Origin of the sequence: Sphingobacterium sp. Ag1 (genome assembly GCF_000988325.1) — a bacterium.
GTDB lineage: Bacteria > Bacteroidota > Bacteroidia > Sphingobacteriales > Sphingobacteriaceae > Sphingobacterium.
The window spans coordinates 177,706-195,096 of the sequence record NZ_LBGU01000042.1 but is presented as its reverse complement, the minus strand read 5'-3'; the positions used below and the strand labels follow the sequence as shown (position 1 = coordinate 195,096).

The 17,391-nt window shown below is 40.2% G+C and carries 16 protein-coding genes and 1 riboswitch; of the genes, 12 read left to right on the top strand and 4 right to left on the bottom strand.

All coding sequences use genetic code 11. From position 1 onward, the window contains the following. Window positions 1–4 precede the first annotated feature (4 nt). Both AAW12_RS26310 and gndA read left to right on the top strand, forming a co-directional pair. Window positions 5–187 carry a hypothetical protein gene (locus AAW12_RS26310; protein ID WP_156167683.1) on the top strand — a complete coding sequence of 61 codons (183 nt, stop codon included), beginning with the start codon at window positions 5–7 and terminating at the stop codon, window positions 185–187. Next, window positions 174–1,589: an NADP-dependent phosphogluconate dehydrogenase gene (gndA, locus tag AAW12_RS16890; protein ID WP_046674823.1), complete on the top strand. Its 1,416-nt coding sequence runs from the start codon at window positions 174–176 to the stop codon at window positions 1,587–1,589. Before AAW12_RS26310 ends, gndA begins: the two co-directional genes overlap by 14 nt. Window positions 1,590–1,711: 122 nt before the next feature. On the opposite strand, the gene AAW12_RS16885 is transcribed toward gndA, so the two are convergent. Further along, the gene (locus AAW12_RS16885) at window positions 1,712–3,343 is read right to left on the bottom strand and encodes an ABC-F family ATP-binding cassette domain-containing protein (protein ID WP_046674822.1); all 1,632 of its coding nucleotides are present in this window, start codon (window positions 3,341–3,343) and stop codon (window positions 1,712–1,714) included. An 84-nt stretch (window positions 3,344–3,427) separates the two neighbouring features. On the opposite strand from AAW12_RS16885, the gene trmD reads away from it, so the two are divergent. The 6 genes from trmD (at window position 3,428) to dusB (ending at window position 8,594) form a co-directional block, all read left to right on the top strand. Beyond that, the gene (gene trmD, locus AAW12_RS16880) at window positions 3,428–4,105 is read left to right on the top strand and encodes a tRNA (guanosine(37)-N1)-methyltransferase TrmD (RefSeq protein WP_046674821.1); all 678 of its coding nucleotides are present in this window, start codon (window positions 3,428–3,430) and stop codon (window positions 4,103–4,105) included. Between the two features lie 257 nt (window positions 4,106–4,362). After that, the gene (locus tag AAW12_RS16875; protein ID WP_046674820.1) at window positions 4,363–5,766 is read left to right on the top strand and encodes an anthranilate synthase component I family protein; all 1,404 of its coding nucleotides are present in this window, start codon (window positions 4,363–4,365) and stop codon (window positions 5,764–5,766) included. Further along, a complete protein-coding gene (locus AAW12_RS16870; protein WP_046674819.1) occupies window positions 5,763–6,056 on the top strand; it encodes a hypothetical protein in 294 nt (97 codons plus the stop codon). The genes AAW12_RS16875 and AAW12_RS16870 overlap by 4 nt, the downstream gene beginning before the upstream one ends. Then, window positions 6,043–6,618, top strand: a complete 576-nt coding sequence (locus AAW12_RS16865) for an anthranilate synthase component II (protein ID WP_046674818.1) — start codon at window positions 6,043–6,045, stop codon at window positions 6,616–6,618. Before AAW12_RS16870 ends, AAW12_RS16865 begins: the two co-directional genes overlap by 14 nt. Before the next feature lie 11 nt (window positions 6,619–6,629). Continuing rightward, window positions 6,630–7,412, top strand: a complete 783-nt coding sequence (gene trpC / locus AAW12_RS16860; protein WP_046674817.1) for an indole-3-glycerol phosphate synthase TrpC — start codon at window positions 6,630–6,632, stop codon at window positions 7,410–7,412. 186 nt (window positions 7,413–7,598) lie between these two features. Next, a complete protein-coding gene (gene dusB, locus AAW12_RS16855; protein WP_046674816.1) occupies window positions 7,599–8,594 on the top strand; it encodes a tRNA dihydrouridine synthase DusB in 996 nt (331 codons plus the stop codon). 64 nt (window positions 8,595–8,658) lie between these two features. On the opposite strand, the gene AAW12_RS16850 is transcribed toward dusB, so the two are convergent. The 3 genes from AAW12_RS16850 to AAW12_RS16840 form a co-directional block, all read right to left on the bottom strand. Further along, window positions 8,659–10,128 (bottom strand): lipopolysaccharide biosynthesis protein, encoded by a 1,470-nt coding sequence (locus AAW12_RS16850; RefSeq protein ID WP_084823224.1) that lies wholly within the window; start codon window positions 10,126–10,128, stop codon window positions 8,659–8,661. Window positions 10,129–10,172: 44 nt separating this feature from the next. Next, window positions 10,173–10,454, bottom strand: a complete 282-nt coding sequence (locus AAW12_RS16845) for an acylphosphatase (protein WP_046674815.1) — start codon at window positions 10,452–10,454, stop codon at window positions 10,173–10,175. A 118-nt stretch (window positions 10,455–10,572) separates the two neighbouring features. Beyond that, window positions 10,573–11,748, bottom strand: a complete 1,176-nt coding sequence (locus tag AAW12_RS16840) for an amidohydrolase family protein (protein ID WP_046674814.1) — start codon at window positions 11,746–11,748, stop codon at window positions 10,573–10,575. A gap of 227 nt (window positions 11,749–11,975) precedes the next feature. After that, window positions 11,976–12,101, top strand: a riboswitch (TPP riboswitch). 54 nt (window positions 12,102–12,155) lie between these two features. Here AAW12_RS16840 and AAW12_RS16830 point away from each other — a divergent pair. The 4 genes from AAW12_RS16830 (at window position 12,156) to ggt (ending at window position 17,364) form a co-directional block, all read left to right on the top strand. Then, window positions 12,156–14,591: a TonB-dependent receptor gene (locus tag AAW12_RS16830; protein WP_046674812.1), complete on the top strand. Its 2,436-nt coding sequence runs from the start codon at window positions 12,156–12,158 to the stop codon at window positions 14,589–14,591. 209 nt (window positions 14,592–14,800) lie between these two features. Beyond that, on the top strand, window positions 14,801–15,259 hold the full coding sequence (gene dtd, locus AAW12_RS16825; RefSeq protein WP_046674811.1) for a D-aminoacyl-tRNA deacylase: 459 nt from the start codon (window positions 14,801–14,803) through the stop codon (window positions 15,257–15,259). Window positions 15,260–15,275: 16 nt separating this feature from the next. Then, the gene (locus AAW12_RS16820; protein WP_046674810.1) at window positions 15,276–15,602 is read left to right on the top strand and encodes a nucleotide pyrophosphohydrolase; all 327 of its coding nucleotides are present in this window, start codon (window positions 15,276–15,278) and stop codon (window positions 15,600–15,602) included. Window positions 15,603–15,663: 61 nt separating this feature from the next. Beyond that, window positions 15,664–17,364, top strand: coding sequence for a gamma-glutamyltransferase (ggt, locus tag AAW12_RS16815; RefSeq protein ID WP_046674809.1), 1,701 nt, complete (start codon window positions 15,664–15,666; stop codon window positions 17,362–17,364). Window positions 17,365–17,391 lie beyond the last annotated feature (27 nt).

Below are 17,391 nucleotides of genomic sequence, written 5' to 3'. Positions count from 1 at the left end.
ATTGATGTTTAGGAGAGCTCAATATACGGATTATCTGTTGGTTTACAACAAAAGGCTCAATACCAGCGAAGTAATTGAAGCGAAGAAAGTACCGCACACCAATCTGCTGATAATTGTCTTTCATAGTATCAACAAAAATGGTAAATTTCAACTTAGAAAAACGGTATTAAACGATGAGTATAGATAAAAAGAATAATTACGATTTTGGAATAGTTGGACTCGGCGTAATGGGACGTAATTTATTGCTGAACATGGCCGACAACGGTTTCGCGGTAGCAGGGCTAGACCTTGATCCACAGAAAGCGAAGTCATTGGAAGCTGAAGCAGGAGAACGACATCGCATCAAAGCGACAACCCAGGTAGAAGAGTTTATAGGGGCTTTGCAACAACCCCGAGCAATCATGCTATTGGTGCCGGCCGGAAAGCCGGTTGATATGGCGATTGCCAGTCTTGTTCCGCTTTTGGATAAAGGAGATATACTCATCGACGGCGGAAACACGTACTTCGCGGATACGGACAGAAGATTTAATGAGCTTTCCGGGATGGGTATACATTTCTTCGGAATGGGCATATCTGGAGGAGAAAGTGGGGCTCGTCGTGGGCCAAGCTTGATGCCCGGTGGCGACCGAAAGGCATATGAAAGACTAAGGCCAATATTTGAGGCGGTTTCGGCCAAGGTAATGGGCGAGCCCTGTGTGGAATTTTTAGGCAACGGGTCGGCCGGAAATTATGTAAAGATGGTGCATAACGGTATCGAATACGGTATCATGCAGTTAATTGCAGAGACCTATGACCTGATGAAAAGATTATATGGTTTTGACACCCAAACCATACAGCAGACTTTCGAAGAATGGAACAAGGGCGAACTAAACTCGTTCTTGATTGAGATTACCGCTCAGATTCTGAAGAAGAAAGAAGGTGACCAGTATTTGGTGGACCTGATTTCAGATTGGGCAAGATCAAAAGGAACGGGTAAATGGACTTCGCAAAATGCGATGGATCTACAGGTGCCAGTGCCGGTGATTGATGCAGCGGTCAATATGCGCGATATGTCCAAATATAAACCCGAACGTTTGGAGGCAGCAAAATTACTTAAATGGGATGGACAAGCGGTTGATCTCCCAGCAGCAACGCTCATTTCTCGCTTAAAAAATGCGTTGTACTTTGCGATCATCACGACCTATGCGCAAGGTTTGGCACAGCTTACTGTTGCATCGGAAAGCTATAGCTATGAGTTAGACTTACAGGTGGTAACCAAAGTTTGGCGCGGCGGCTGCATTATCCGCGCGGCTTTGCTCGAGGATTTTAGAAAAGCCTATGCAGCTAATCCGGACTTGCGCAATATCCTACTCGATAGCAACATTGCGCAAAAGCTGCTGAGCACGCAGGCCAGCCTTCGCGAGGTATTGAAAGATGCTATCGCAAGCGGGATACCCGTATCCGGATACGTAAACGCACTCTCTTATTTTGATGCCTATCGATCGGAAAAATTACCGACAAATATTATACAGGCACAACGGGACTATTTTGGTGCACATACCTATGAACGCATTGATCGGGAAGGCATCTTTCACACACTTTGGGATTAAGGCAAAAAAGCTTGAAGACTCGATTAATATTCCTTTAAAATACAAAAAAGCGGCTTTTATATAAAAAAGCCGCTTTTTATAACTGAGCCCCTATCGGGTTTTACACGACGTTTATCTAGATGCTAACGTTCAATATCTTTCAAGCTACTCATCTTCTTGTATTCCAAGAAACCTTTAATATCTTCAAAATGCTCCCGTACACGTTTATTTCCGAATTCAAAGACTTTCTCGGCCAAACCATCCAAAAAGTCACGGTCGTGCGAAACAAGGATCAATGTACCATCGAAATCTTTTAAAGCATCTTTGATAATGTCCTTTGTCTTCATATCCAAATGGTTTGTCGGCTCATCGAGAATCAATACATTGACCGGTTCCAACAACAATTTTATCATCGCCAAACGCGTTCTCTCTCCTCCAGATAATACTTTCACCTTTTTAGTTGTATCATCGCCGCTAAACATGAAAGCCCCCAAAAGATCTTTCATCTTAACACGGACGTCGCCTACTGCAATTTGATCAATGGTATCAAAAACAGTCATTTCACCATCAAGTAAGGCTGCCTGATTCTGTGCGAAATAGCCAATTTTTGCATTGTGCCCAACTTTTAACGTACCTTCGAAATCAATCTCACCCATAATTGCTTTGATCATGGTCGATTTACCCTCACCGTTCTTCCCGACAAAAGCAACCTTTTCACCACGTTCGATAACCATATTTGCTTTTTGAAACACAACATGTTCATCATAAGCTTTGGTTAGATCCTCAACAATAACAGGATATTGACCCGAACGCGGAGATGGTGGGAATTTGAGACGCAATGCGGAGGTATCCACTTCATCAATCTCGATAATTTCCAGTTTCTCCAACATCTTTACACGTGATTGTACCTGCAATGTTTTAGAATAAGTACCTCTGAAACGATCAATAAACTCCTGATTGTCCGCAATAAAGCGTTGTTGTTCTTCATACGCTTTTAGCTGATGCTGGCGACGTTCCTGACGTAATTCCAGGTAATGACTGTATTTGGCACGATAATCATAAATCCGACCCATCGTCACCTCAATGGTCCGATTGGTGATATTGTCGACAAATGCCCTATCGTGCGAAATAACGATAACTGCTTTAGCCGAATTGACCAAGAAATCTTCCAACCATTGAATACTCTCGATATCCATGTGGTTAGTAGGTTCATCCAATAGAATCAAATCCGGCTTCTTCAACAATATTTTAGCTAATTCGATACGCATCCGCCAACCACCGGAAAACTCAGAAGTCTGTCTTGTAAAATCAGAACGCTCAAAACCGAGCCCCTTCAGGACCTTCTCAACTTCTGCATCATAATTAACTTCCTCAATCGAATAGAACTTTTCGCTTAATTCGGATACACGTTCGATCAATTGCATATAATCATCAGACTCATAGTCTGTACGGATATTTAATTGCTCATTCAGGTTTTCCAGCTCATCACGCATACCATAGACTTCTTCGAAAGCCTTTGACGTTTCCTCAAAAACAGTCACGTTATCCTCTGTCAACAAATGTTGCGGTAAATAGGCTATAATGGCATCCTTCGGCCCTGCAACATTCCCTGTAGTAGGTTTACCCACTCCAGCGATAATTTTCAGTAAGGTGGATTTACCGGCACCATTTTTACCCATCAATGCGATCTTATCATTCTCATTGATGGAGAAGGATACATCTGAAAAAAGAGTTGTTCCCCCAAAGGAAACAGAAATATTATTTACGTCAATCACTGTATATACACTTAATTTTGGCACAAAGATAAGCGAATCAATCTTATAAATAGACAATGGTGCATTTTTGTGTATCTTTGCCCCATGCGTTTTGATATTATTACGGTCTTACCTGACCTCTTGGAAAGTCCATTTGCACACTCTATTTTGCAACGAGCAAAGAATAAAGGCTTGGCTGAAATATATGTTCACAATTTAAGGGACTATTCAACAAATAAACACAAAAGTGTCGATGATTATCCGTACGGGGGCGGATCGGGTATGGTCCTTCAAATAGAACCCTTTGCCAAGTGTATTGAGCAACTCCAATCTGAACGGGAATATGATGAGATCATTTATATGACTCCCGACGGTGAAACATTCAATCAGGATATTGCGAACGGATTATCGACAAAAGGAAATATGATGATTCTCTGTGGGCATTATAAGGGAATAGATCAACGTATCCGCGATATTTATGTAACAAAAGAGATTTCAGTTGGTGATTATGTATTGTCCGGAGGTGAACTTCCCGCTGCAATTGTTACAGATGCTGTTATTCGCCTGATACCCGGAGTTTTGTCGGATGAAACATCCGCGCTTTCAGATTCTTTTCAGGATGGATTACTTGATGCGCCTATCTATACACGCCCTGCAGACTGGAAAGGCCACAAAGTACCTGATATTCTCCTTAGCGGTCATGAGGCAAAAATCGCTGCATGGAAAGATGAACAACAGTTAAAAAGAACACAAGAAAGACGTCCTGATTTATTAAATGATTAAGAAATAAGGTGAATTTTTGTTTTTTTGTCACAAAAAGTTTGCTTATTTATTTTTTTTTATAAATTTGTGTAATAATGACACGAAGATATACAAATACAAATTGGTGGTGGCCTGAAGCAATAAGCATCGGGAACTAATTGGTATTGTCATAATATTTCATAATCAACCAAAACCATTTATGGAAATTCCAACCCCGATGCTGACCAGTATCGGGGTTTTTTTATACATAATTTGCAACAAGAAGATAAGACACAAAAATGAAGTATACATTCAAAACACAAACCAGAAAGTTGCTTGCGGATACAACTACCCCCGTGAGCATCTATCTTCGCCTAAGAGATATCTTTCCAAACTCCTTGTTATTGGAAAGCTCCGACTACCATAGTCGAGACAACAACATCAGCTACATCTGTTGTCAACCAATCGCCGGAATACAGCTCGATGAGAAAGAGCTGACGCTCACTTATCCCGGCAGAGAACGTATCGTAAAAAGTGCGCACGAAATCGAATTACGTCAAGAAGTTTCCGATTTTAGAAATTCCTTCGAAGATCATACAATTGCTGAACTTAACTTGATCTCCAATGGCCTATTCGGTTACTTCACCTTCGATTGTATTGAACACTTTGAGGACATCAAACTCACAACAACGGTAGATCCAGCGCGTAAAATACCGTTTATGCAATATCATGTTTATAAATATGTCATTGCCATCGACCACTTCCGCAACCAACTCTATATTTTTGAACATCTGCTGGATGACGAAGAATCAGAACTTGAAAGAATGCAGTTCCTTATTCAGAACAAAAATTTTCCTGAATATACCTTCAAACTAGCTGGTGAGGAAAGCTCCAATCGTACCGATGAAGAACACCGTCAGCTGGTCAAGAAGATGAAAGAACATATCCAACGCGGCGATGTATTCCAGATTGTTCCATCCAGAGGCTTTAAGACACCGTTCTCTGGTGATGAATTCAATGTCTATCGTGCGCTCCGCTCCATCAACCCCTCACCTTACCTTTTCTATTTTGACTACGGTGACTTCAAACTTTTCGGATCATCGCCTGAAGCTCAATTGCGTATTCACGGAAAACAAGCGACGATTTTCCCTATTGCAGGAACATTTAAACGAACAGGCAACATGGCGGAAGATCAAAAAATAGCCACCAAACTCAAAGAAGACCCAAAAGAGACTTCAGAACACGTCATGCTCGTCGATCTTGCCCGCAATGACTTAAGCAGACATTGTACTCAAGTTAAAGTTGAGTCCTACATGGAACCACAATATTACTCCCATATTATCCACTTGGTCTCCAAAGTAACGGGCACATTAAAAGATAATATCAATCCATTTGACATCGTAGGCGATACGTATCCCGCGGGCACACTTTCAGGTGCTCCAAAACATATGGCTTTGACATTGATTGATCGTTATGAAGGATTACAACGCTCATTTTATTCGGGTGCAATTGGATTCATGGGTTTTAACGGCGACTTTAATCATGCCATTATGATTCGTTCCTTCTTAAGTAAGCAAAACACCTTACATTATCAGGCCGGCGGTGGTATTGTACTAAATTCAGATCCTGAAATGGAGCTACAAGAAGTAAATAACAAAATTGCCGCGCTACGAAAAGCATTACAATTAGCAGAAACATTATGATCAGACCATTGGAATACTGTGTCAACAAGCAACATATCCATGATTCGGTAGAAACCATTGATAACCGCATCGTTGAGCTATTGGCGTTACGAAAAACCTATATTAACAAAGGCAAGTCCTTCAAGGATGCGCAAAACGAAGAGCAGCATATTATTCGGAACCTAGGTATTAATTATGGAGTACTGGCAAAAAGATTTAATTTGCCAACCGAATTTATTCAATCGATATTCCAGGAAATTGAAAATTACATTAATCAAGATTTTATAGCAAAAGGTTATGAGCAACAATAAAATAGTCGTTATAGACAACTACGATTCGTTCACCTACAACTTGGTCCATTTGTTACAGGAATTAGATCAAGAGTACGTTGTATGGAGAAATGATAAATTTAAGCTGGAAGATATTGATGCTTTCGATAAAATACTTCTTTCGCCCGGCCCAGGTATTCCAGAAGAAGCTGGATTATTGCTTGATGTTATCCGTACCTATGCTCCACATAAAAGTATATTGGGCATTTGTTTGGGCCAACAGGCGATCGCAGAGGTTTTTGGTGGTACTCTGTTCAATATGGAAAAACCTTTGCATGGCGTAGCAACAAATATTACCGTTGTTGATGAGTCAGAAAAATTGTTTCAGGACTTCCCAAAAGATTCCAAAATAGGACGCTATCATTCTTGGGCCGTAAACAAAGACACCTTACCGGCTAGCCTCAAAGTAACGGCGATCGACGAGAATGGCATCATTATGGCCTTAACCCATACTGAATACGATGTAAGGGGAATGCAGTTCCACCCAGAGTCGGTATTGACCACAAATGGTAAGAAATTAATTGAAAACTGGTTGGGAATCTAACATCTAAAAAAATGACTATACTTGATAAAATCATTGAACGAAAAAAAATAGAAGTAGAACAAGCAAAAGCTTTAGTTCCTTTGGAGGAATTATTAAACTATCCCTATTTCAGTGTAGCTTGTCTATCGTTGAGAGAATCTATTCTTGACCCTGAAAAAACAGGAATTATAGCTGAATACAAAAGAGCGTCGCCATCAAAAGGAGACATCAATAGCACTTCAGCAGTGGAAGATGTTGTAAAGGCCTACGAGGAGGCAGGTGCTTCAGCGGTGTCTGTTCTTACGGATGGGGAATTTTTCAAAGGCAATTTAGAAGATCTATCGAAAGCACGTGAGGCTATTAGCATTCCTATCTTAAGAAAAGAATTCATCGTCGATAAGTATCAGATCGCCGAAGCAAAAGCGTATGGCGCAGACATCATCCTTTTAATTGCAGCATGTCTGAAAAAAGAGGAAGTTCAGGAATTTGCAGCCTATGCGCATCAATTGGGTTTAAATGTCTTACTTGAGGTGCACAACGAACAGGAGCTATTAGATAATCTTTTCGATGACATTGACGCAATTGGTGTCAATAATAGAAATCTGAAAGATTTTTCAGTCGACATCCAGCATTCTTACGATCTCCTAGACAAAATACCAACAGAATATATTAAAGTATCTGAGAGCGGTATAGCTGACCCCTCGACAATTAAAGCCTTGAAAAAAGCAGGATTCCAGGGATTTTTAATTGGCGAAAATTTCATGAAGACAGGTGATCCTGGACAAGCTATCAAAGACTTTGTAAGAGAAATATAGGGAAATCGAACTCTGACAGCAGAAGGGCGGTACGTTCATTTAATTATCGATTTGGCAGGGCTGGCGATTCAAGCCGTCAACGTTTCAACAGGGTCTGAAGAGATCAAAAATAGGCTTTAAACTCGTGACAGTGAGTTAACTTTATACTAATGCCAAATTTTGTACCTTTGTAAAAAATTATCGAAGATGTCGGTCAAGATTGGTGAAAATATTGATTTGGGTAAATTCCCTTTGTTATTAGCTCCGATGGAGGATGTAAGTGATCCTCCGTTTCGCTATGTGTGCAAACAGAATGGTGTTGATTTAATGTATACTGAATTTATTTCTTCGGAAGGGTTAATTCGGGATGCTGCAAAGTCAATTCAAAAATTGGATATTTTTGAGTATGAACGTCCTATTGGCATCCAGATCTTCGGTGGAGATATTGAAAGTATGCGTCAGTCTGCTGAAATCTGCACAAAAGCGGGGCCTAATTTAATCGACATCAATTACGGCTGCCCTGTTAAAAAAGTAGTCTGTAAAGGAGCTGGCTCATCCCTGCTACAGGACATCGATAAAATGGTTGCAATGACCAAAGCTGTCGTTGAGGCTACGGATTTACCCGTAACGGTGAAAACACGTCTTGGCTGGGATGACAACACAAAAAATGTATACGAAGTTGCTGAAAGACTACAAGATGTAGGAATCAAAGCACTGGCTATTCATGGACGTACGCGCGCACAATTGTATAAGGGTCAGGCGGACTGGTCCATGATTCGGGATATCAAACGTAATCCGCGTATCAAAATCCCAATTTTTGGCAATGGCGATGTGGACTCTGTCGAAAAAGCTGCAGCATGGCGCCAGGAGTTTGAAGTGGATGGCATTATGATTGGCCGTGCAGCAATCGGATATCCCTGGATCTTTAGAGAAATCAAACATTTTTTCAATACCGGTGAACGTTTAGAAGGACCTACCATTGCCGAACGTGTCGAGGTTTGCCGAACACATCTCAACAAATCCATCGAATGGAAAGGTGACAAATTGGGTATTTTTGAAATGCGTAGGCATTATGCGAATTACTTCAAAGGAATCCCCAACTTTAAAGAACACCGCATGAAATTAGTCAGCTTACAAAGCCAGGCAGAGATTCTTGAGGTACTTCATGAAATTGAACACAATTTCTCAGCAGAAATGGTATAATCCTGAAGTCTGCGATTTATAAAGAAAAAGGTCGTCCTAAGTTGACTTAGGACGACCTTTTTTATTATGCATCTTTCTTGAGGAATCGCTTGAGCTGATTTCGTTCCATCAAAAATACACCTCCAATGTAAGCAACTAAAAGCCCATTGCCAATAAAGACATTATGATGAAACACAAAGTAGGAAAGGTAGGAGAAACATATTCCCGCAAATATATATATCAGGATCTTTCCCAATTTATAAGGTATAGGATAATGTTTTTGCCCCCATACATAAGATAGCACAACCATAGCAAAGTAGGCTAAAAATGTGACTATTGATGCTCCCACATAGCTGTATCTCGGAATCAGATAATAATTTGCCACGATGGTTATTCCCGCGCCTACCAATGAAATATACAAAGCGTACCGCGTTTGATCAGAAAGCTTATACCATACCGAAAGATTCATATAGATGCCCAGCAGCACATAATTGAACAGCAACAAAGGAACAATGAATAATCCAGACCAATATAAGTCACGTGTTTCCACATTTCCTTTAATAAAATACTTCAGCCAGTCAATATTCGCTGTAATCCCCAACATGACTAACATCATGGCAATGACGAAATATTCCATAATTAACGCATAGGTCTTTTTCGCATTTGCATTTTTTGCATAAGAAAAGAAAAATGGTTCTGCCCCCAATCGAAAAGCCTGAACAAAAATGCTCAGAAACATCGCCAATTTTCCAACGGCTCCATAGATACCCAAATCGCGATCACCAATATCCTTAGGCAGGTAGATTGGCAATACAATTTTATCTAAATTTTCGTTGATGATATAAGAAATATTGGCTATTAAAATCGGAAAGCTATAGGATAGCATCTTTAAGATTAGCTGCTTTTCGGGTTTAAAATAAAACCCTTTCATTTCAGGCAGAAGCAATAGAAAGGTCGCCGCACTTGCTACAATGTTGGAAATAAATACATAACCTATCCATTCATTTCTATACCAGCCGGAACACCAAGTGCCCAAAGCACCACCATCTTTTATCAAATAGGGAACTAGCGCAATAAAGAATAGGTTAAGAATAACCATAATACCGATGTTGGCCAATTTAATAGCACCAAATCGAATAGGCCTTCCCTCCGATCTCAATTTCGCAAAAGGAACAATAGCTAAAGCATCCAATGCCAATATGAGGGCAAAATACTTCACATAGCTCTCGTAATCGGCATTATAGGTTCCCTTATTCAACCAGCTACCAAAAGTACCCGCAAAGACAAAGGCCGTTATAAAAAATAATGTTGCCAGAGTGGCAATGACGATAAAACTATTATTGAAAACCTGCTTCTTATCCTTTTCTTCGACTTTTTGGAGAAACCTAAAAAAAGTCGTTTCCATACCAAATGCCAAAACAGCATTGATCATGGACGCCCAAGCGTACATATTGGTAAATATTCCGTAGGAAGCAGGTGGATATTTGAGGACATACAATGGCGTCATGACGAAATACAGCATACGTGCTATAATCGTACTCAGACCATAAATCATGGTCTGTCCAGCGAATTTTTTGAGTACTGACAAGGCGAAAAGACTTAAGATTGAACTCTTTTAACTACTTCAAAATTGGAAAAGCCCTTCATTTCGCCTTCCTTTACCTCAACACTTTCAACAATTGCTCCCTCGGGCCCTTCTTGGCAGAACTCCAACAATGAATCCAGTGCAAAATCATCGCCCTCGCCCTCGATATAAACAGAACCATCTTTTAAATTGACAACAAAGCCCCTAACACCGACCTGATCCGCAACCGCCTTGGTTGTCAATCTAAAAAAGACTCCTTGTACTTTACCTCTTATTGAAATATTCAAATGTTTCATCTGTAACTTATTTTTTCTTCCATCGGTCAGATGGAACTTACCATGACTATAGTTTCGTTATTACAGCCATGGACGATTCAATAAGAGCAAAAGTACAGAAGTTTTAGGGAATTAAATACTACGCTAAACGTTTTACCTTAACATCTTCATTTAGGCGCATGTGTTCCATCCCTTGCAACAACACAATCCCTGGTTTTTTACCCACTTCGAGTGACCCAAATTCATCCTCAATGTTCAACGCGATAGCGCCATTGATTGTAGCCCATTGAATGGTCTGCAAGAAATCGAGATCTTCAAAGTGCGCATGCAATACCTTTAGCTCCTCCAAAATAGACAATGTGTCGTTTGAAGCTAAACTGTCCGTTCCGATTACTAAACGCTGTCCGGCATTCATAAAATTCTGAACCTTTGGTAATGTTCCTTCAATATAAAGATTGGCCTTTGGACAAAGACACCACATCACATCACGATCCATGCGCTCTACAAAATCCAGATCTTTCAGCGAGGTATAGGTATTATGAACCAACAATAATTTATTGGGGTAAGGTAAATAAGGAAGATAAGACTGAATCGAGTTTCTTGCCTGTGCCTTAATCGCATCGGCGTTTTTCCCTATACTTTTATAAAAGTCCAAGAACTCTCCCATTTTATAACGGAACAATTTATTCTCCTCTTCACTTTCTTGATTGTGAATACTGATAATATTTGTTTCCGGAACCATCTTCTTGAATTTTTTGAAAAGGACCTTCGAACAAGAATAGGGCGCGTGCGGCGTAATGGATACATGCCCATTCCTAAACTCCTGCGTCAACGATTTAGCCTCCTTTAACTTAAAGTCCGCTTCTTCAGGTTCAATTCCGAGTACCTCCACAAAGGTGTGATATAGGAGCTGTGAATCTTCTTTCAATTTTGAGGAATTATCGGTGTTGGCATGATCTCCGACTGCGACAATACCATTTTCGTACATCTCTCGATCGGCTTTTGCCATAGCCTCGTCTATTTTTTTCATCGACGCCGACCGCGTTGTCATCACCTTACTGAGAAAGCTCGGAAGCCCTGTACCTTTAGGAACAATACCTTTCATATGCGACAATTCAATGTGGCAATGTGCATTGATAAAACCTGGAATTATCACTCCTTCATATTTCTCAACCTTCGCTTTATCTGAAGGTGTAAATGAAGTTGGGTCATAGATACCTTGAATTACCCCCTCCTCATCCACCGAAACAATGCCATCTTTTATTGGCATTGAAGTAATCGGCAGAATATAATTAGCGCTTAAATACTTTAACATTTTATCTCCTCACTATCAATTTAGTAACTAAAAATTTTTGACCTGTATGAATACATACCCTAGTAGAAAAATTCATGCCAAGGTACCTAAAAAGAACAATAAATACCAAAAACAACAATTTGCACAAAATTTTAACCAAAAAGAAATAATAGCATAAATACCCTCTTTTGTATTTGTCATAAATTACTTCTTTATACTTCATTTCAATTTTAAATTTATATATTCGCAGCATCGAATAGGGGTGCCTTGTTTTGTCAGGAACACAAATAAAGGCTGAGATTATACCCAACAGATTAAATTCTGTACACCTGATCCAGATAATGCTGGCGTAGGGAGAGGTTAGTTAAATAGTGCGGTCATAGTAACCCCTTGCTATGATTTGTTTAACTCAAACAAAATACATTACCATGATCAAATTTTTGATTTGTAGCTCCTTAGCTACTATTTCAAGCCAAATTGCCATTGCGCAACAAAATCTGACAATTAAAGCTGTAGACAATACCAATCAGACCCCTTTGCAGTATGTTTCCATATCCATAGATGGACAAGCATCCTTCGCTGGCCAATCGGACACAAATGGACTGATCAAACTATACCGTATCAATACAGGTAAACACCAGATTCAGGTATCTTCTCTTGGATATAAAACATGGAGCCGAAATGTGGATGTTAAAGACAATTTGGAGCTCACCGTAGCATTAGAACCGAATACCATTCAAATGGAAGAAGTGCTTGTTCAATCTACCCGTGCCAAAAGGAATGCCCCAACAACCTTTAAAAATATCTCCAAAGAAGAAATAACACGTAACAACCTCGGCCAGGATATCCCATTTCTTCTAAATCAGACCCCATCCGTGCAGGTGAATTCCGATGCCGGTGCGGGCATAGGTTATACAGGAATGACGATCAGGGGATCCGACAATCAACGAATCAACGTAACACTCAATGGAATCCCCCTAAATGATGCGGAGAGCATGGGTTCCTTTTTTGTAAACCTTCCCGACTTTGCCTCTTCTACCGAGAGCATCCAAGTTCAGCGTGGTATTGGGACCTCGACGAATGGTGCCGGATCATTTGGAGCCTCATTGAATATTCAGTCCAATACTCTAGTAGAAACCCCTTACGCAGAACTCAACAATTCATTTGGCTCTTATAATACTTGGAAAAATACGGTCAAAGTTGGTACCGGACTAATTGACGACAAATTTGCCTTCAATGCCAGATTATCTCGAATAAGTAGCGATGGTTACATCGAAAGAGGTAGTTCAGACTTACAATCTTTCTATGTGGACGGAGGCTATTATGGCAAAAAACATATTTTAAAAGGAATTGTATTCTGGGGAAAAGAAAAGACCTATCAAGCCTGGAATGGCGTTCCTGAACCATTGATTACAGGAGATCGGTCGCGCATGGATGATTATGCTGATAATGCACTCGAAATTTCCGGTGCCGAGAAGGATCGTTTCATGAACGCTGGCCGGAATTATAACCTATACACGTATAAAAATCAAACAGATAATTATACGCAGAAACATCATCAACTTCATTATACCAATATACTGAACGACAAATTGACGCTCAATACAGCCTTACACTATACAAGAGGTTATGGTTACTATGAAGAAATGAGACCGGGAGATAAACTAAGTAAATACGGTTTGCCTAACGTCATCATTGGTAAAGATACCATACAAAAAACGGATCTTGTCCGCAGGAGATGGCTGGATAATTATTTTTATGGCATGACCTATGCCCTGAATTACAGACCGAATGATCAACTTGAAATGACTTGGGGTGGAGCTTATAACCAATACAAAGGAAAACATTATGGCCAGGTGATTTGGGCACAGTATGCATCGACAGGTTTTCTTGACGACAAATATTATTATGGGGAATCACAAAAAAATGATTTTAGCAATTTCTTAAAAGTCGATTACAAACTAGAAAAATGGATATTAATGGCCGATATTCAATATCGGAATGTAGATTACCACATGTATGGTGATGATGATAAGGTAAAAAATTATAATTATCATCCTAAGTTTAATTTCCTGAATCCTAAAGCCGGTGCAACTTATCTGCTAAATGACCATTCAAACGTATACGCTTCTTATGCCTTTGCACAAAAAGAACCTGTTCGCAAGGATTTTATAGAAAAAAATAGCGCCTTACCAGATCCTACCCCTGAGAAAATGCAGGACATTGAATTGGGTTATCGTTTTATCAATGAAAAATTCAACATCGGGTTGAATGGATATGGCATGTTTTACAAGGATCAGTTGATTCCAACCGGTGAAATCAGCGATACGGGCTCCCCAATTCGACAAAATGTCAATGATAGCTATAGAATGGGTCTTGAATTCGATGGATCATGGAACATCAGCAAACAGTTCAACTGGAAAGCAACCGCTAGTTTCAGCCAAAATAAAATTAAAGACTTTGAAGAGGTCATTGGCGATACAAGGATATTTTATTCGAAAACAAACATTGCTTTATCGCCAGGAACTATTTTGTCAAGTAATTTTTCTTACACCCCAATAACATCACTTACATTTTCGCTTCTATCCAAATTTGTAGGAAGACAATACCTGGACAATTCATCTGCGAAAGAAAGAAGCATTTCCTCTTATTTTGTCAACAATCTGTTAGCAAACTATAACTTTACAGCATTAGGTATCAAAAACATCAGTGCAACCTTACAGGTCAACAATATATTGAACGAGAAGTACGAGGCCAATGGCTATACCTTTGGCTGGATGGAAGGTGATACCCGGAAATATTATAATTTCTATTTCCCACAAGCGCCAACGAATTTCTTACTGGGCTTGAATTTCAAATTCTAAACCACACTGTATAATAGCCATCTAATTCCAAACGCATTAACAGCTGGGAAGGCGGACTGAAGATCGCTTCCGACCAAATCCTTTAGCATAATTAGCGTCCCTTTTTCCTTCGGGAGAAAGGGACGTTTCTATGTACACTCAGGAGAAAACTGAATTTCCCATCGTGTTTAACAATCGGAATTTTTACCTTTGATTTTATACTTTTCATTATGCGCGCAGTTATACAACGAGTGAAAAACGCCTCTTGTACGGTAGATAATCAGATTACAGGCCAGATCCAGCAGGGTCTAATGATTTTATTAGGAGTTGAAGAAGCAGACACAATAGAAGATCTGAAATGGTTAGGACAGAAGTTCATCAACTTACGCATCTTCGAGGATGAACAAGGTCTGATGAATAAGTCGATACAGGATGTAGACGGAAACATCTTACTCGTCTCACAATTCACCCTATTTGCTCAAACAAAAAAAGGAAACAGGCCCTCTTTTATCAGGGCAGCAAAACCGGACAAAGCCAAACCAATGTATGAAGAGATGGCTTTATTATTAAGTCAATTGCTTCAAAAAGAGGTTCAACTTGGCATATTCGGAGCAGATATGAAAATCGACCTACTGAATGATGGGCCAGTTACCATCGTCATGGACACAAAAGATAAGGACAACTTTTAATTTTTTATTGAACAGGATGACAATTAAAGAAGCACAAGAGGTTATTGACAAATGGATCAATAGTACCGGAGTACGTTATTTCAACGAGTTGACAAACACCGCCATACTCATGGAAGAAGTCGGTGAAGTTGCCCGAATAATGGCTCGGCAATACGGAGAACAATCTTTCAAAAAATCAGACAAAGAAGTTAATTTAGCAGATGAAATGGCCGATGTATTATTCGTTTTGATGTGCCTTGCCAATCAAACGGGAATTGATCTAACAGCAGCTTTGGAACAAAATCTTCAAAAGAAATCAATTCGGGATGCCGACCGCCATAAAAACAACGAAAAACTTAAATAACCAAGAGTAGTATTGTTTGTACAACTCTCTGAGATAATATTTAAATTTTAAATCGCGTACGATGTATAAATTCATAACCTATTCGCTCATAGCAAGCATATGCTTTGCCTCTTGTGCGACAAGACAGCAGCTAAATACTAAGGTTGAGCAGGTCAGTACTTTTAATAAGGCTGCCGTTGTCACAGCACATCCTTTGGCTTCAGAGGTCGGGGTAAAGATTTTAAAACAAGGTGGGAATGCAATAGATGCTGCAGTTGCCGTGCAATTTGCTCTTGCAGTTGTTTATCCCAATGCAGGAAATATTGGCGGCGGTGGCTTTATGCTCTACCGCGATCATCGGGGTAATTTAGATGCCTTAGATTTTCGTGAGAAGGCCCCTCTAAAAGCATCCCGGGATATGTATCTCGATGCCCAAGGCAATGTTATTCCTGAGTTGAGCCTTTATAGTCAATTGGCCTCTGGTATCCCTGGATCTGTTGCTGGTATGTGGGAAGCACACAGAAAGTACGGCAAATTACAATGGAAAGATCTCTTACTCCCAGCAATACAGCTAGCCAGAACAGGGTTTAAAATCAGTCAACGACAAGCCAATGAGTTTGAAAGCCATAAAGAGCGTTTTGTCAAACTGAACCCTGCCGGTGCTGCAATTATCAAAACCACAGTTTGGCGAGCAGGTGACCTATTTATCCAGGAGGAACTTGCAAAAACACTGGAAAGAATTGCAATCGAAGGCCGAGACGGTTTCTATAAAGGTAAAACGGCCGACTTCATTGTTGCCGAAATGGGTAAAGGGAAAGGTATTATTAATCATCAAGATCTACTGGATTATCAGGCGCTTTGGCGAACGCCAATTTCCACAAATTATCGGGGCCATAAAGTAATTTCCATGCCGCCGCCTTCGAGTGGAGGAACATCTCTTTTAGCCCTGCTCAAATCAGTCGAACAATTTCCACTTGAGCGCTGGGGCTTTCAAAGCGATTCAACCATCCGTGTCATGGTAGAAGCTGAACGTTATGTATATGCCAATCGGGCTAAGTATTTGGGAGATCCTGATTTCATTAAGGTACCCGTCCAACAGCTTATTGACTCTGCCTCAAATGCGCATAAACTCCATTCTTTCAATTTCCATAAAGCGACATTAAGCAAAGATGTCAATGCAGATGTCATTCCTGGCTATGAAAGTGAACAAACGACACATTTCAATATCGTAGACGAGCAAGGGAATGCAGTATCCATTACAACAACACTTAATGATTCTTATGGCTCAGGAGTGTTTGTGGAGGGCGCAGGTTTTCTCCTAAACAATGAAATGGACGATTTCTCCGTAAAGACCGGTGTCCCAAACATGTATGGGCTTACTGGGGAAAAAGCGAACGAGATTCAGCCCGGCAAAAGGATGCTCAGCTCAATGACACCCACTATTGTAGAAAAAGATGGCAAACTATTTATGGTTGTAGGAACCCCTGGAGGATCAACTATTATTACCTCTGTTTTTCAGACCATCCTCAACGTTATTGACTTCCGACAAAATGCCCAATCAGCTGTGAGCCTGCCAAGATTTCATCATCAATGGCTTCCTGATCGTATTGACGTTGAAAATAACGCAATCGATGTCAATCTACGTGATCGATTGACAAAAGATGGCTATACGATAAATCCGAGAGGGACAATCGGTCGCGTGGAGAATATACTTGTATTACCAAATGGTAAATTACAGACAGGAGCCGACCCGCGTGGAGACGATACGGCAAAAGGCTATTAAAGAACAAAAAGAAAGGCTCATTTGGAA

Bases quoted from the DNA above. Each gene is read 5' to 3' on its own strand.
- AAW12_RS26310 (WP_156167683.1), top strand. From the start codon at position 5: ATGTTTAGGAGAGCTCAATATACGGATTATCTGTTGGTTTACAACAAA.
- gndA (WP_046674823.1), top strand. From the start codon at position 174: ATGAGTATAGATAAAAAGAATAATTACGATTTTGGAATAGTTGGACTC.
- trmD (WP_046674821.1), top strand. From the start codon at position 3,428: ATGCGTTTTGATATTATTACGGTCTTACCTGACCTCTTGGAAAGTCCA.
- AAW12_RS16875 (WP_046674820.1), top strand. From the start codon at position 4,363: ATGAAGTATACATTCAAAACACAAACCAGAAAGTTGCTTGCGGATACA.
- AAW12_RS16870 (WP_046674819.1), top strand. From the start codon at position 5,763: ATGATCAGACCATTGGAATACTGTGTCAACAAGCAACATATCCATGAT.
- AAW12_RS16865 (WP_046674818.1), top strand. From the start codon at position 6,043: ATGAGCAACAATAAAATAGTCGTTATAGACAACTACGATTCGTTCACC.
- trpC (WP_046674817.1), top strand. From the start codon at position 6,630: ATGACTATACTTGATAAAATCATTGAACGAAAAAAAATAGAAGTAGAA.
- dusB (WP_046674816.1), top strand. From the start codon at position 7,599: ATGTCGGTCAAGATTGGTGAAAATATTGATTTGGGTAAATTCCCTTTG.
- AAW12_RS16850 (WP_084823224.1), bottom strand. From the start codon at position 10,128: ATGATTTATGGTCTGAGTACGATTATAGCACGTATGCTGTATTTCGTC.
- AAW12_RS16845 (WP_046674815.1), bottom strand. From the start codon at position 10,454: ATGAAACATTTGAATATTTCAATAAGAGGTAAAGTACAAGGAGTCTTT.
- AAW12_RS16840 (WP_046674814.1), bottom strand. From the start codon at position 11,748: ATGTTAAAGTATTTAAGCGCTAATTATATTCTGCCGATTACTTCAATG.
- AAW12_RS16830 (WP_046674812.1), top strand. From the start codon at position 12,156: ATGATCAAATTTTTGATTTGTAGCTCCTTAGCTACTATTTCAAGCCAA.
- dtd (WP_046674811.1), top strand. From the start codon at position 14,801: ATGCGCGCAGTTATACAACGAGTGAAAAACGCCTCTTGTACGGTAGAT.
- AAW12_RS16820 (WP_046674810.1), top strand. From the start codon at position 15,276: ATGACAATTAAAGAAGCACAAGAGGTTATTGACAAATGGATCAATAGT.
- ggt (WP_046674809.1), top strand. From the start codon at position 15,664: ATGTATAAATTCATAACCTATTCGCTCATAGCAAGCATATGCTTTGCC.